This window comes from Pseudochrobactrum sp. AO18b, assembly GCF_000409565.1.
GTDB classification, from domain to species: domain Bacteria; phylum Pseudomonadota; class Alphaproteobacteria; order Rhizobiales; family Rhizobiaceae; genus Pseudochrobactrum; species Pseudochrobactrum saccharolyticum.
Window position 1 is genome coordinate 1 of the sequence record NZ_ANNO01000144.1, and the last position, 13,802, is coordinate 13,802.

Annotated in this window: 14 protein-coding genes; 8 read left to right on the plus strand and 6 right to left on the minus strand. The window is 52.0% G+C overall.

The window, feature by feature from the left end; all coding sequences use genetic code 11:
* The 3 genes from A918_RS0106065 to A918_RS0106075 form a co-directional block, all read right to left on the minus strand.
* Positions 1-687 (minus strand): Bax inhibitor-1/YccA family protein (locus tag A918_RS0106065; protein ID WP_022710195.1); only part of this gene is annotated, 687 nt, incomplete at its 3' end.
* Between the two features lie 209 nt (positions 688-896).
* Positions 897-3,470: an ABC transporter permease gene (locus A918_RS0106070; RefSeq protein ID WP_028233455.1), complete on the minus strand. Its 2,574-nt coding sequence runs from the start codon at positions 3,468-3,470 to the stop codon at positions 897-899.
* A 17-nt stretch (positions 3,471-3,487) separates the two neighbouring features.
* Positions 3,488-4,225, minus strand: a complete 738-nt coding sequence (locus A918_RS0106075; RefSeq protein ID WP_022710197.1) for an ABC transporter ATP-binding protein — start codon at positions 4,223-4,225, stop codon at positions 3,488-3,490.
* 187 nt (positions 4,226-4,412) lie between these two features.
* Between A918_RS0106075 and A918_RS0106080 the strand changes: the two genes are divergently transcribed.
* Entirely contained in the window at positions 4,413-5,078 is a 666-nt protein-coding gene (locus A918_RS0106080; RefSeq protein WP_022710198.1) for an arylesterase, read from the plus strand.
* 302 nt (positions 5,079-5,380) lie between these two features.
* Positions 5,381-6,001: an RNA 2',3'-cyclic phosphodiesterase gene (gene thpR / locus A918_RS0106090; RefSeq protein ID WP_022710200.1), complete on the plus strand. Its 621-nt coding sequence runs from the start codon at positions 5,381-5,383 to the stop codon at positions 5,999-6,001.
* Between the two features lie 218 nt (positions 6,002-6,219).
* On the opposite strand, the gene A918_RS0106095 is transcribed toward thpR, so the two are convergent.
* Positions 6,220-6,708: a low molecular weight protein-tyrosine-phosphatase gene (locus A918_RS0106095; protein ID WP_022710201.1), complete on the minus strand. Its 489-nt coding sequence runs from the start codon at positions 6,706-6,708 to the stop codon at positions 6,220-6,222.
* Positions 6,709-6,946: 238 nt separating this feature from the next.
* Here A918_RS0106095 and A918_RS0106100 point away from each other — a divergent pair, with 238 nt between their 5' ends.
* From A918_RS0106100 to A918_RS0106120, 5 genes are all read left to right on the plus strand, one after another.
* Positions 6,947-7,240, plus strand: coding sequence for a 4a-hydroxytetrahydrobiopterin dehydratase (locus A918_RS0106100; protein WP_022710202.1), 294 nt, complete (start codon positions 6,947-6,949; stop codon positions 7,238-7,240).
* A gap of 82 nt (positions 7,241-7,322) precedes the next feature.
* Positions 7,323-7,715, plus strand: a complete 393-nt coding sequence (locus A918_RS0106105; protein WP_022710203.1) for a YkvA family protein — start codon at positions 7,323-7,325, stop codon at positions 7,713-7,715.
* Between the two features lie 278 nt (positions 7,716-7,993).
* Positions 7,994-8,497: an invasion associated locus B family protein gene (locus tag A918_RS0106110; RefSeq protein WP_022710204.1), complete on the plus strand. Its 504-nt coding sequence runs from the start codon at positions 7,994-7,996 to the stop codon at positions 8,495-8,497.
* 300 nt (positions 8,498-8,797) lie between these two features.
* Complete coding sequence (gene rlmN, locus A918_RS0106115) at positions 8,798-10,036, plus strand: 23S rRNA (adenine(2503)-C(2))-methyltransferase RlmN (protein ID WP_022710205.1); 1,239 nt, start codon at positions 8,798-8,800, stop codon at positions 10,034-10,036.
* Between the two features lie 14 nt (positions 10,037-10,050).
* Positions 10,051-10,521: a hypothetical protein gene (locus A918_RS0106120; RefSeq protein WP_022710206.1), complete on the plus strand. Its 471-nt coding sequence runs from the start codon at positions 10,051-10,053 to the stop codon at positions 10,519-10,521.
* 64 nt (positions 10,522-10,585) lie between these two features.
* Here A918_RS0106120 and A918_RS0106125 read toward each other — a convergent pair whose 3' ends face one another.
* Positions 10,586-11,245: a LysE family translocator gene (locus A918_RS0106125; RefSeq protein ID WP_022710207.1), complete on the minus strand. Its 660-nt coding sequence runs from the start codon at positions 11,243-11,245 to the stop codon at positions 10,586-10,588.
* A 219-nt stretch (positions 11,246-11,464) separates the two neighbouring features.
* Here A918_RS0106125 and A918_RS0106130 point away from each other — a divergent pair, with 219 nt between their 5' ends.
* Positions 11,465-12,685, plus strand: a complete 1,221-nt coding sequence (locus A918_RS0106130; RefSeq protein ID WP_028233458.1) for an argininosuccinate synthase — start codon at positions 11,465-11,467, stop codon at positions 12,683-12,685.
* Between the two features lie 319 nt (positions 12,686-13,004).
* Here A918_RS0106130 and A918_RS0106135 read toward each other — a convergent pair whose 3' ends face one another.
* Positions 13,005-13,664 (minus strand): hemolysin III family protein, encoded by a 660-nt coding sequence (locus tag A918_RS0106135; RefSeq protein ID WP_022710209.1) that lies wholly within the window; start codon positions 13,662-13,664, stop codon positions 13,005-13,007.
* Positions 13,665-13,802 lie beyond the last annotated feature (138 nt).

Consider the following 13,802-nt stretch of genomic DNA (forward strand, 5'->3'; position numbering starts at 1 on the left):
GATGAAGTCGAGGTAAAGACGCAGTGCGCCCATTACAATTTTGCGACCCATCGCATCCGATGCATCACCTTCGTAATACATTTCCTTGATCTGCTGAGTGTCATAGGCGGTAAGACCGGCAAAGATCAGAACACCAAGAACCGATACTGCAAACTGCAGAGCAGAAGAGCCGAGGAAGATGTTAACCACGGAGGCAATGATAAGGCCGAACAGACCCATCATCAGGAACGAGCCCATTGCCGACAGGTCGCGTTTGGTGGTGTAGCCGTAAAGCGACAGGGCACCAAAAGAGGCTGCGGTAATGAAGAACGTACGCACGATGCTCTCGCCGGTAAAGACGAGGAAGATCGAGGACAACGACAGACCAACCAAACCGGCATAAACCCAGAATGTCAGCTGCGCGGTTGCAACGCTCATGCGCTCAATGCGGAAGCTCAGGAAAAATACGGCAGCCAATGGAGCAAGCATTACGACCCATTTCAGCGGGCTGCCATACATAAGTTGTGCGAAGGCCGGATTGTTCATGGCGAGATAGGATGTGCCGAGTGCAGCCAGACCGGTTACGGCCAGACCAATCGCCATCATATTATAAACGCCAAGCATGTATGAGCGCAGTCCCTGATCGACGGCTGCGTCTGCGCGCGCCCCGACCGGGCTCTGCGCCTGTACATTACGAAAATCTACCATAATATTCCTCTTGCCTTGTTCCGTCCGGTGTCGGGGGCGCTCCCCAGGCGCCGCTGGCGGAACCCCAGCATGCCTGCCTGATATAATGGTTATTTTGCATGTTCAAAACAAGACCAAACAACCCTTTACCAGTAAAAAAGCTTTGTTTTTAGAATCTTTTACGCTGCACCCTGTTTCTCTCAGCACGATAAAACAGAGTATCTAAGCCTTTATAATTCCCGTAAAATACTCCCTGCCTTCTGCCCAAGCACCCGCCATGTACCGGCAAGACCAAAGCCGACAGTCAGAACCAGCGCCGTCAGCACCGTGAAAAATGCCACGTCCGGCAGCATCCGCATCTGCAAATTCATCAGCTTTACCACCACAAACCATGCAGCCAGACCACCCGCTCCAAGGGCAAAAACGGCCGTTGCCAAGCCAAGCAGCGCATATTCATAGACAAAGGCGCGGATCAGCGTGAGACGTGTAGCACCCAATGTTTTCAGCACCACCGCATCATGTTGTCTGGCACGATTACCTGCCGCCAGTGCTCCGGCCAGTACCAGAATTGCCGCCAGCAAGCCGACCGATGCAGCCCATCGTATAGCTACCGCCAGCTGGCTGATCAGGTCATTGGCCACTTCAATCGCATCTTTAACCCGCACAGATGTGACCGCAGGGAAAGTCTGCGTTACCGTGCGCAACACATTGGCTTCCTGCTCCGGTGCCGCATTGGCATCGGTCAGTGTCGCCAGCCATGAATGCGGCGCACCGGCAAAAGTATTCGGCGAGAACACCATGACGAAATTGATCGCCAGTGTTTCCCACTGTACCTGACGGAAATTGGCGATCTTCGCAGTAATATTCCGGCCAAGCACATTCACTGTCACCGTATCGCCGATTTTAAGCCCGAGCTCTTCCGCCTCTTTGGCCGCAAAAGATACCAGCGGCTCACCACTATAATCTGCTGGCCACCACTCACCCTGTGTCATTGTGGAGTTTTCTGGCAGATTTTTCGCATAAGTAATACCGCGATCTCCGCGCAGCACCCATGCACCCTGCGGCGGCACAGTCACCTTATCAACATCGGTGCCGTTCAAAGCCACTATGCGTCCACGCAACATCGCTGCACTGACGACTTTGCCTTCCGGTGCTGTTTTCGCCAACAGATCGCGGAAGCCATCAATTTCCGTATTCTGAATATCGACAAAGAAGAAATTCGGCGCATGGGCAGGCAGGCTCTGGGTGATCTGACGGCGCAGATTACCATCAACCAGAGCCAGCGCCACCACCAAAGTCAGGCCAAGACCGAGCGAGAGCACAACCGAAGGTGTCAGCGCACCCGGACGGTGAATATTGCCGACTGCCAGCCGCAAGGCCGGAGAGCGGAACCGCGGCGCTTTACGCGCCAGTATCCGCAAACCAAAAGACACGCCGCGCAGAATGATAAACGCAGCAACCGCTCCCACGATAAACACACCGGCAATGCGCTGATCTTCAACAAAAAACAGCACCAGCCCGATCAATATCAGCAGCAGAAGTCCTGCAGTCAGCATGTAGAGCAACGGCGGCCAGCCGCTTTGGTCAAAACCTTTTTGGCGGAACAAAGCCGTTGCCGGAATTGTCCGTGCCCGCCCCAAAGGCAGAAGGGCAAAGATCAGGGTGGTAATCAGCCCGAAAGCTGTCGCCAGCAACAGCGCTTGCGGGTAGAGTTTGAGCCCGCCGTTGACCGGCAGATAGGATGACAGGCCATAGATCGCCGCGGCGCTGAGCCCCAGTGACAGTACCAGACCAATGACAATTCCGATCAGCGCAATAGCCACGATCTGAAACAGATAAATCAGCACCACGAAATCAGCAGATGCACCCAGCGATTTAAATGTCGCAATAACAGGCCGTTTGCCGTCGAGAAAACTACGCACGGCATTGGCAACACCAACACCGCCGATAATCAGCGATGTGAGACCGACAAGGGTGAGAAATTGCGAGAACCGCTCAATATTTGCGGATAAAGCCGGTGCCGCATTATTGCGGTTGCGGATATTCCACCCCGCTTCAGGGAAATTTTTCTCCGCCGCAGCTTCCAGCGCTGCCAGACGTGTATCCTGTGCCCCCGCCTGCGCCGTGTCCGGCAAAGCGATTTTATAAATATAGTTGACCAGACTGCCAGGCTGAATAAGACCGGACGCCCGCAGAGCTTCATCAGAAGTCAGAAAACGCGGTGCCAAAGCCATGCCGGAACCCAGCATATCCGGCTCACTCTCAATCATAGCCCGCAACGTAAACTTTGCTGAACCAAGCATGATCTGGTCACCGAGCTTCAGACCCAGACGATCCAGCAAAAGCTGCGGCACAGCCGCGCCATAGGCTCCGTCCTGCAATGCAAAACGCTCTGAAGCCGCCAGATCCGGTGCCAGTTTTAATGTGCCATAGAGTGGATAGGCGCTATCTACAGCCTTCACTTCAACCAGTGCCTGATCGGAGCCATCTGTCATGCGTACCATTGAACGCATAGTGATATTCTCAGACACCGAGCCTTGCGCGTTCAGAAACTGCCGTTCCTGCTCCGTTACCTCACGCTGATTGAGCATAAAGCTGACATCGCCACCGAGAATGGCCTGTCCTTCAACCGCCAGACCATCGGCAATAGAACGGGCAACGGAATTGACGCCGCCGATAGCGGCAACACCAAGCGCGATACAACCGAGAAAAATATAAAAGCCAGTCAAACCGCCACGCATTTCACGCAATGCAAAGCGCAGCGCCAGTGCGAAAGACGGCTTCGTTGCAGTTTTACTTGTCATCCCTGTCGTGCCCGCCGTCATTGCGCGGCTTCCGCCTGAACGACCTCTTCATGCGTATGGCTCTTGCCAGACACGGGATCAGAATGAATACGACCGGAGCGCACCTGAATCTCCCGTCCGCAACGGGCAGCCAGCGACGGATCATGCGTCACCAACACCATTGTCAGCCCGTATTCTTGTTGTTTGGAGAAAAGCAGATCAGCAATCTGGTTACCGGTTTCACTGTCAAGATTTCCGGTCGGCTCGTCGGCAATCAGAATAGCCGGTCGCGGTGCCAAGGCACGGGCAATCGCCACACGCTGCTGCTCACCACCGGAAAGTGCCGCCGGATAATGCGACAGACGATGGCCAAGCCCGACGGATTTCAAAGCCTGTTCGGCAACGACAAATGCATCATCGCGCCCTGCAAGCTCCAGCGGTACCGCCACATTTTCCAGTGCTGTCATATTGGGGATCAAGTGAAAGGACTGAAAAACAATGCCTATATTGCGCCCGCGAAAGGCGGCGGCCTGATCTTCACTCATCCGGTCGATCCGTTCGCCGCTGATCAGCACCTGTCCGCTATCGACCTTTTCGAGCCCTGCCAGCACCATCAGCAAAGTAGACTTACCCGAACCCGAAGGCCCGACAATACCAACGGATTCACCGCTTTGTATTTTCAGGGAAATATCATTGAGAACATGGACGCGCGCGGAATTGCTGCCCAGTGTGAGATCAATATTCTCAAGCGTAATACCGGATTGGTGAGGCTGCATGGTCACGTCATTTCCCTGATAAATGGCGGAGGCTCTGAAGACAGATTGTTTTCTATCTGGGGTCGCAGAAAGCTAATGTACAGGGCAAAGGGTGAAATACTGTTGCCCTGACCATAAATTTGGCTCTTGCAAGCTACAGAATATTCGCCATATGCAAATAAGAAAACTCGGACAGGATCAAAAACCAATGGCATTGCGGTTCATACATCTTACAGGCATGGCTTTGCTGCTGGGGCTTTCTTTGGCTGTCTCATTACCCGCAACGGCACAGGAAAATGCTGCAGATACGGTGCAGATTGTAGGTTTCGGCGACAGTTTGATGGCCGGATATCAGCTGGCGCAGACCGACGGCTTTACCGCCCAATTGCAGACAGCACTCAGTGAAGCCGGTTATAAAACCGCAGTTGCCAATGCAGGTGTTTCCGGCGACACCTCCAGCGGCGGTCTGGCTCGCCTCGACTGGTCTGTGCCGGATGAAGCGCAACTGGTTATTCTGGAGCTTGGTGCGAATGATGCCTTGCGCGGCATTTCCCCTGAACTGACCGAGAAAAATCTCGACCAGATGCTGGCGCGTCTAAAGGAACGCGGCATTCCGGTGTTACTGGCCGGAATGATTGCACCACCGAATATGGGCGCAGATTATGCTGCCAAATTTAATCCGCTCTATCAAAAGCTCGCAGACAAATATCAGGTCAGACTTTACCCGTTCTTTCTTGACGGTGTGGCAGCCGACAAAAAACTGCTGCTGGAAGACGGAATGCATCCGAACCCGCAAGGTGTGAAGGTCATGGTTGCCAATATTCTGCCGGATGTGAAGGCCATGCTGGATCAGGAATCAATTGATCTCAACTGATCCTGCCGGGAGGATTATCAACAAGTGCGATTCATCTTCCTGACACAATCTGTATGATAGTTATTCAATCAGAAACACATGATCTGGTAAAAAGCCGCAAAACTTAACACGAGCAGACAAAGTTTTGGGGCTTATCTCACAAAGCACTTGTGCAATGAGCAGATCGGTGGTTCGCTGTCAGTTAAGGCTTTGCAATCTGCTTCACTTGCAGGTTGAAGAGCCGCTCCAGATCAGACCGCAAGTCAATGGTGCTGGTTTGGAAAGAACCATATTTGAGACCATATCCCATTGAGGAGGATGCTATGCCGCGCCTTTTCACTGCCCTCGAAATCTCCCGGGATGCTGCCCTGTCACTCTCACTTTTGCGTGGCGGGCTTATCGGACCCAAAGGTTCTGTCCGCTGGATTGATCCGGAAAATTACCACATCACATTACGGTTTATCGGCGATGTCGAAGGTCATGTGGCCGATGAGATCGTTCACGCGCTTGACCGGATTGACCGGCCCGGCTTTACGCTGCAACTGACCGGCGTCGATGTGTTCGGCACCAAAAAACCGCATAGTATTTATGCCGGTGTTACGCCGTCCCCTGAACTGTTGGCCTTGCAGGCAGAAATGGAACGGATCTGTCAGAGATTGCGACTGCCGCCTGACCCGCGCAAATTTACCCCGCATGTCACATTGGCACGGCTCAAAGGCCTGCCGGATATGCAGATTGCCCGCTACCTCTCGGAGCGGGGCAATTTCACCACGCTGCCGTTCAACGTCACCCGTTTTGTGCTGATGTCGTCGAAGGAATCCACCGGCGGCGGGCCTTATGTCACGGAAGAAGTGTGGCCGTTGCGCAAGCCTTCATTTAATGCGGGCTTTGAAGACGGGGCATCACCTCTGCATTATCAATTTCGTGCCGGTGCCGCAGAGTAAGCTGCGGCACCATAATAGACAAAGTGCTGCAGAGTAGCTGCAGCATCCTGCGAAACAAAGCGCCGCAGAGTAAGTTGCGGCACCATAATAGGCGAAGTGCCGCAGAGTAGGATGCAGCCTCCTGCGAAACAAAAAAAGCGGCAGATTACTCTGCCGCTTCCATATCAGGTCAGTCGATCAGACAATATCTCAAGACAGTCGGGTCAGCCAGCGCCACATTATAACCTGTCGGCCAGTGCCTCCGCTGCTTCCCGAACCATCCGGTAAACCCGCTCGAAATCGGCGTTTCCGCCATAATACGGATCAGGGATTTCTTCTCCGCGATCAGCGCTATTGCCCTCAAAACCATCCCGTGCCACTGCGGTGAACAAGCCTGTCACTGCAGAACTGCCTGCTGGTGCAAGACGGTTGATTGTCATCAGATTATTCTGATCCATGCCCAAAATCAGATCAAAGCGATTGAAATCCACAGCCCCAAGCTGGCGGCAGCGTTGTGCGGAAATATCAATTCCGTTTCTTGCCGCAACGGCAACAGAGCGCTCATCCGGAGCCTCTCCGGTGTGATACCCGTTGGTACCGGCGGAATCGATCAGAAACTCCCGCTGCGGGAAGCGTTCCTGCAAAACGCTGCGCATAACACCTTCAGCCAGAGGAGAACGGCAAATATTACCAAGACAGATGAAAAGTATCGAAAATGGCTGCGACATACATTCCCCCCGACATTCACACTATAAGACTTATAAGCAACAGATGCGGGCATGTTTCAGCCTGTGCAATCATTGGATCAATGATTGGCCCCGATCAGAATTTGCTCTGATACAGCATCAATATAAAATGTGAAATGAACCGAAACTGTACAAAAAACAAGTTACGATAATTTAATCCGGTTTTATGCTAATATCCCCGTTCTAATATCCCTGTTTTTGACCGTCTCAGGAGCTTGCCATGTCCCGGACACCCCTCACCCGTGAAGAAATTTCAGCAGCCATGTCCGGCCTGTCCGGCTGGGAATTATCGGCAGATCACGGCTCAATCCGTAAAAACTTCAAATTCCGCGACTTCAATGCAGCCTTTGCCTTTATGACCCGTATTGCCATGGCCGCAGAAAAACTCGACCACCATCCGGAGTGGTCAAATACCTATAATAAGGTCGAAATTACCCTCACCACCCATTCGGCCAAAGGTCTGACAGCGCTGGATATGCGCATGGCGCAACTCATCAATGATTATGCCGGGTGATCCGTTTTCGGTACCGGCAACAATCCTGATATCTTGTAAAGATGCTCAGGTCACACCATCTCTTTCCTGATGAGGATTTGCTATGGATGATGTCAAAATAGGTGAAATTTTGCAGCCGGGCTCAGAGCGCGAACAGGAAAGCCGTGCACAACGTGTGCGTAAAAATTTCTGGAAGACCCTGAAAAAGACCGCAGGCAAAGTTCCTTTTACAGAAGATCTGGTCGCATCCTATTATTGCGCGCTGGATACGAAAACACCTGCCCGTGTGCGTGCAACTTTGCTTGCCGCACTTGCTTATTTCGTGCTGCCTTTTGATTTTGTACCGGATCTTCTGGTCGGCATCGGCTTCACCGACGATATGGCCGTGCTCATGGCAGCGCTGGCCTCTGTACGCCGGCATATTACACCGGCGCATTATGCCGCCGCGCGACAATCCTTAAGTCAGAACCCTGACGCGGAACCGCAGGAGCACTGAGCTCTGTCCGTCTTCACAAATCGCTGATTTCAAAGAATACAGAATCAAAAAACCTGAGAACAAACTATCGCCGTTTTCCTGATGCTGAAGTCACGCATAAGGGCAAGTGAGTGAGAATTTCTGCATATTCTTCAGAAAAACCTCTCTTTTGCCTCAAAACTTCACGGTTTGGTAACCCAGATTAAGTCAAATTAAGACAAACAAACGGGACGTGCCTTAAACAGCATGTTTCCCGGATTTTGAGTTTGAAGCAAAACGAAAGAGAACCGGTAGGACCTATGCTTGGAAAATCGATCGTCGCGGCTTCTGTGTTCACAATGGCTATGGCAGGCAGTGCGCTTGCCCAGTCGCCGAGCCAGATCAGCCAGTTCAACGCTTGGGGCGCATACAGCTATCAGTCGGGCAACGGTAAAGTATGTTATGTCCTGTCCGTCCCGACCCAGAAGCAGCCTGCATCTGTAGACCACGGAGATAATTTCTTCCTCGTCAGCCAGAAGCCAGGCCAGAACGTATCTTTTGAGCCGCAATTTATGGCCGGTTATGAATTGCAGGCCAATTCTAAAGTGACCGTCACCATCGGCAATGCGCGCTTTAATATGTTCACCAATGGTAAATCCGGTTGGATGGAAAATGCCGCAGAAGAACCAAAGCTGATTGCTGCCATGCGCGGCGGTGCGGATATGGTTGTAAATGCTGCATCAAAGCGTGGTACAAAAACCACCTATACCTATTCCCTGAAGGGCATTTCCGCAGCGCTCGCTGCAATTCAGAAGTGCCGCTAAAGCGGGCTGGTCAGAAATGCCGCTAAAGCGGGTAAAATCTGAAAAGTTTAAAAGCCGGATTTATGTCCGGCTTTTTTGCATTCCGGCGGTGCATACAAAAAGTCGCAAATCATACCCCTTGATAAAAGCGTGACGCAGCGCCATTTCCGTGCTATGAGGCCGCACTTCAGGGTATTCTTGCGGATCTCATCGCGAAAAACACCCCCATTAAATCATGCAACAATGCCGCTTTATCAGTTTCCAATCAGGGCTTTTGTCCTTCTGATGCGGCTATGCAATTGTGAGCCTTAAGTAAAGCCGATGTCTATTTCTTATGACCTTACCACGCCTCAGACCCGTGATGCACTGGCCGCCAATGCCCGTGCAATGCTGGCACCAAAGCCGTCTTTGATCGGTCTTTCCCGTGAGGAACTGGGTGAGGCCTTGCTGGAAATCGGCATTCCGGCCAAACAGATCAAAATGCGCGTCGCGCAGCTCTGGCATTGGCTCTATGTGCGCGGTGTTTCAGACTTTGCCGATATGGCGAATATCTCCAAAGACCTGCGCAGCGCTTTGACCGAGCATTTCACCATTGCCCGTCCGGAAGTCGTGGAAGAACAGATTTCCACCGACGGTACACGCAAATGGCTGTTTCGCTTTCCGCCACGCGGTGCAGGGCGTCCGGTTGAAATCGAATGTGTTTACATTCCTGAAGAAGGCCGCGGCACGCTGTGTATTTCCTCTCAGGTCGGCTGCACCCTCACCTGCTCTTTCTGCCATACCGGCACACAGAAGCTGGTACGCAATCTGACTTCAGAAGAAATCCTCTCGCAGCTGCTCACCGCCCGTGACCGTCTCGGCGATTTCCCTGAAACCAACACACCGGATGGTGCGATTGTGCCTGCGGAAGGCCGCAAGATCACCAATATCGTGATGATGGGTATGGGCGAACCGCTCTACAATTTTGATAATGTCAAAAAAGCACTGCTGATTGCCTCGGATGGTGATGGTCTGTCGCTGTCCAAGCGTCGTATCACACTTTCCACCTCCGGCGTTGTGCCGGAAATCTACCGCACCGGTGAAGAAATCGGCGTGATGCTGGCGATCTCGCTCCATGCCGTGCGCGATGATCTGCGTGATATGCTGGTGCCGATCAATAAGAAATACCCGCTGGAAGAACTGATCAAAGCCTGCCGCGCTTATCCGGGCCTGTCCAATGCCAAGCGCATCACCTTTGAATATGTGATGCTCAAAGACGTCAATGACAGTCTGGAAGATGCCAAGAAACTGGTGCAGTTGCTCAAAGGTATTCCGGCTAAAATCAATCTTATTCCATTCAATCCGTGGCCGGGCACCAATTACCAATGCTCCGATTGGGAACAGATTGAACGCTTTGCCGATTATGTGAATGCAGCAGGCTATGCCTCGCCGATCCGCACACCACGCGGCCGCGATATTCTCGCCGCCTGCGGTCAGCTGAAATCGGAATCCGAGCGCATGCGTAAAACTGATCGTCTGGCGCTGGAAGCCATGATGATCGCCAATCACGGCGAAGACTGAGATAAGTCCTCAACATGGATAAAAGCCTGCAACTGATCGGCCGGTTCACAGTCATCATCTTTGGCTATGGCTGTGCTGTTCTGGCTGCAGGTCTTTTTCTGAATATTATGCTGATCTCCACCATCGGCATGCTGCCGGATATCATCAATGATGGTTTTGAATATGGCTTCGGCGCGGGACTGTTCGTTGCCACACCATTCATGGCCATGATCATCGGTTATCTCGCCTTCTGGCCTGCACTTGCAGCTATTGCCATCGGTGAATATTTCAACAAACGCGACAGCCTGTTTTACAGTCTCTGTGGTTTGGCAGCCGGTATTATTCTCTTCGTGGCAGGTTTTCGGCCCGATGTGAAAAATGCTGACGAAGCCATGATGATGATGAGCTGCGCAGCCGCAGGAATTATCGGCGGCTTTACCTATTGGCTGGTAGCCGGACGCTGGAGCAATTTGGTTTCCGGCAAAGAAACACCGGAAACCAAATAGTTTTTCTTTTCACGTATGTCTTTACTCCAAAACCGGCATCCGCTTTTGGGAGACATGCTATAAATTACTTGCCTTCGGCCAGCAGAATTTTCAGCGCGAAAACTGAGAAAACACCCGCAAAAACATAATCCACCCAGCGTGTGACTGTCGGGTTTTTCTTCAAAAGACCGGCGAATTTATCTGCCGCCAAAATCATCGGCACCACTACCGGCAGGCTGAGCGGGATGAAAGACAGGCCGAGGAAAAACAGTTTTCCCGGCGCATGCGGATCATGCGCTGACACGAATTGCGGCAGGAAGGTCATGTTGAACAGGATGATCTTCGGGTTGAGCAGATTAATCCCTAAACCCGTTGCCCAATTCTGAAACAGCGTATGTTTTTTACCGCTGCTTTTTTCCGGCGAAAAGGCAGAACCTTTACGCAACGCCTGAATAGCCAAAAACACCAGATATCCGGCACCGACAACTTTCAGCACCCAGAAGGCACTTGGCGACGCAATAATCAGCGCTGACAAACCAATCGCCACCATTGTGGTATGGATGACGATGCCGCTGGAGGCTCCCGCAAGGCAGGCAAAACCTGCTGCCTTCCCTTCAGATAAGGCACGACCAACAAACAGTGTCATATCCGGGCCCGGTGTGATCGACAGGATAAATGTCGCAATAGCGAACTGAACCAGAACCGGCCAGTCCGGAATAAAAGTCAGAGAATTTAAGAATGACATGCATGCGCCCCGAAGCGGTTAAGTTTGGCCAAACTAACGCAGAATTTGTTTCTGCGGAACCGGATTTACACGGGCATATCTAAAATTTAACAATCTCACGACTGTGCCATTAAGACGGCTTGCTTCACACTATTGAGATGATAAAAGAAATATCAGAATTTCATCGCTGCAAAGCGAAAAACACTCAGATGCCGTACCGGCTCGTACTGGATGCATAAAATGAACAACTGGAAAGACGTTAAAAAAGTCGTGCTCGCTTATTCCGGCGGTCTCGATACTTCTATCATTCTGAAATGGCTGCAGACCGAGCTCGGTGCTGAGGTTGTGACTTTCACTGCTGATCTCGGTCAGGGTGAAGAACTGGAACCGGCACGCAAAAAAGCTGAAATGCTCGGCATCAAAGAAATCTTCGTTGAAGATGTCCGTGAAGAATTCGTCCGCGATTTCGTTTTCCCGATGTTCCGCGCCAATGCAGTTTATGAAGGCGTTTACCTGCTCGGTACTTCGATTGCCCGCCCGCTGATCTCCAAGCACCTCATCGAAATCGCCAAGAAAACCGGCGCGGATGCGATTGCACACGGTGCAACCGGCAAGGGTAACGATCAGGTTCGTTTCGAACTGTCGGCCTATGCACTGAATCCGGATATCAAGATTATCGCTCCTTGGCGCGACTGGTCGTTCAAGAGCCGTACAGACCTGCTCGATTTTGCTGAAAAGCACCAGATTCCTGTGGCAAAAGACAAGATGGGCGAAGCACCGTTCTCCGTCGATGCCAATCTGCTGCACTCTTCCTCGGAAGGTAAAGTACTGGAAGATCCGGCTGTTGAAGCTCCTGAATATGTGCATATGCGCACAATCTCGCCGGAAGCTGCGCCGGACAAAGCCACCATCATTAAAGTCGGCTTTGAGCGCGGTGATGCGGTTTCGATCAACGGCGTGCGCATGTCGCCTGCAACCCTGCTGGCTGCACTCAATGACTATGGCCGCGACAATGGTATCGGTCGTCTTGACCTCGTTGAAAACCGTTTCGTTGGCATGAAGTCCCGCGGCGTTTATGAAACACCGGGCGGCACTATCCTGCTGGCAGCACACCGCGCGATTGAAAGCATTACGCTGGATCGCGGCGCAGCGCATCTGAAGGATGAACTGATGCCACGCTATGCGGAACTGATCTATTACGGCTTCTGGTTCTCGCCGGAACGTGAAATGCTGCAAGCTGCAATCGACCATAGCCAGCGTCATGTAGAAGGCGAAGTGACACTCAAGCTCTATAAGGGCAATGTGATTGTGACCGGCCGTGAGAGCGACAAGTCGCTCTATTCCGACAAGCTGGTGACATTTGAAGATGATCACGGCGCTTATGACCAGAAAGATGCAGCGGGCTTTATCAAGCTTAATGCACTGCGTCTGCGCACACTGGCTGCCCGCAACCGCGGCTAATCAAGCCAGTCAAAGACTGAAACAGTAAGAACAGCCGGAGCAATCCGGCTGTTATTTTATGACTTTTCCAGAGCAGTTTGCGTTCAGATTGGATCATAGCGCCCGCTCTAGTTTCTTTAGTTTGTCGCATTATCACGGACGCCTAAGTTGATCCAACTTGACTGTGAAATGCTTAAAAGAGCGCGGCGCGGATTTTGGTTATGACGTGGCGAAAATGGTGATTTTCGAGAACCGGAGCGGAATGTACTTTAAGGTACATGAGCACCGAATCGGAGGAAATTACCATTTGCAGACCGCCAGAGCCGAAATCCTAAGAAATCTAGTGGACGGCGAGAAAGACAGCACTGTAATGGAGCGCCGCTCCCGCCACGACAAAGCCGTGCCAGATTGCGTTCTGGAAACGCAGGCGTTCCCAGACGTGGAAAATAACGCCGAGTGAATAAATAATCCCACCGGCGGCGATCAGTACTACCACTTGCAGGGGCAGGAACTGCAACAGCTGATCATAGATCAACACACCGCTCCATCCGAGCGCCAGATAGAGCAGGATTGCCAAGCGGTCAAAACGGCCGGGCATTGTCAGCTTCAGTGCAATACCACAAAACGCAATTAACCAGACCAGCCCCAAATGCCAACCTGCTCCCTCACCCATTTTCATGATGAAAGGCGTATAGGTTCCGGCAATCAGCACATAAATCATGGAGTGATCGAAGCGGCGCAGAAACTGCTTCACCGGCGAAACCGGCCAGATATTATAAATTGCAGAAATCGTCAGGGCAGCCACGAGGCTCAGCACATAGATCAGCGCTGAAATATAAATCACCGGTGAAATCTGCCCTGCAAAATACCACAGCATCACGGCTGCGCCGCCAACGGCCATGGCCACGCCCACAACATGGACGATGCCATCCGCCCATAATTCTGCCTTGTCATAGAGACGTGCAACGGAGGCTTCGGCCTTTTGTAGAATCTGGTTCATGGTGCCGCCTGCACAATTTCGGGGTGATGATAAAAAGCGAGGTCAAAATGAGTATGCGTCAGAATGATTATAGATTCATGACGACAAAATGACCTGTCTGTAAAATTACCCGATCAGAGATGCAGACAATAAAAAACC

Excerpts from the sequence above, each read along its gene's own strand:
- A918_RS0106070 (WP_028233455.1), bottom strand. The coding sequence starts at position 3,470 with ATGACAAGTAAAACTGCAACGAAGCCGTCTTTCGCACTGGCGCTGCGC.
- A918_RS0106075 (WP_022710197.1), bottom strand. The coding sequence starts at position 4,225 with ATGCAGCCTCACCAATCCGGTATTACGCTTGAGAATATTGATCTCACA.
- A918_RS0106080 (WP_022710198.1), top strand. The coding sequence starts at position 4,413 with ATGGCATTGCGGTTCATACATCTTACAGGCATGGCTTTGCTGCTGGGG.
- thpR (WP_022710200.1), top strand. The coding sequence starts at position 5,381 with ATGCCGCGCCTTTTCACTGCCCTCGAAATCTCCCGGGATGCTGCCCTG.
- A918_RS0106095 (WP_022710201.1), bottom strand. The coding sequence starts at position 6,708 with ATGTCGCAGCCATTTTCGATACTTTTCATCTGTCTTGGTAATATTTGC.
- A918_RS0106100 (WP_022710202.1), top strand. The coding sequence starts at position 6,947 with ATGTCCCGGACACCCCTCACCCGTGAAGAAATTTCAGCAGCCATGTCC.
- A918_RS0106105 (WP_022710203.1), top strand. The coding sequence starts at position 7,323 with ATGGATGATGTCAAAATAGGTGAAATTTTGCAGCCGGGCTCAGAGCGC.
- A918_RS0106110 (WP_022710204.1), top strand. The coding sequence starts at position 7,994 with ATGCTTGGAAAATCGATCGTCGCGGCTTCTGTGTTCACAATGGCTATG.
- rlmN (WP_022710205.1), top strand. The coding sequence starts at position 8,798 with ATGTCTATTTCTTATGACCTTACCACGCCTCAGACCCGTGATGCACTG.
- A918_RS0106120 (WP_022710206.1), top strand. The coding sequence starts at position 10,051 with ATGGATAAAAGCCTGCAACTGATCGGCCGGTTCACAGTCATCATCTTT.
- A918_RS0106125 (WP_022710207.1), bottom strand. The coding sequence starts at position 11,245 with ATGTCATTCTTAAATTCTCTGACTTTTATTCCGGACTGGCCGGTTCTG.
- A918_RS0106130 (WP_028233458.1), top strand. The coding sequence starts at position 11,465 with ATGAACAACTGGAAAGACGTTAAAAAAGTCGTGCTCGCTTATTCCGGC.
- A918_RS0106135 (WP_022710209.1), bottom strand. The coding sequence starts at position 13,664 with ATGAACCAGATTCTACAAAAGGCCGAAGCCTCCGTTGCACGTCTCTAT.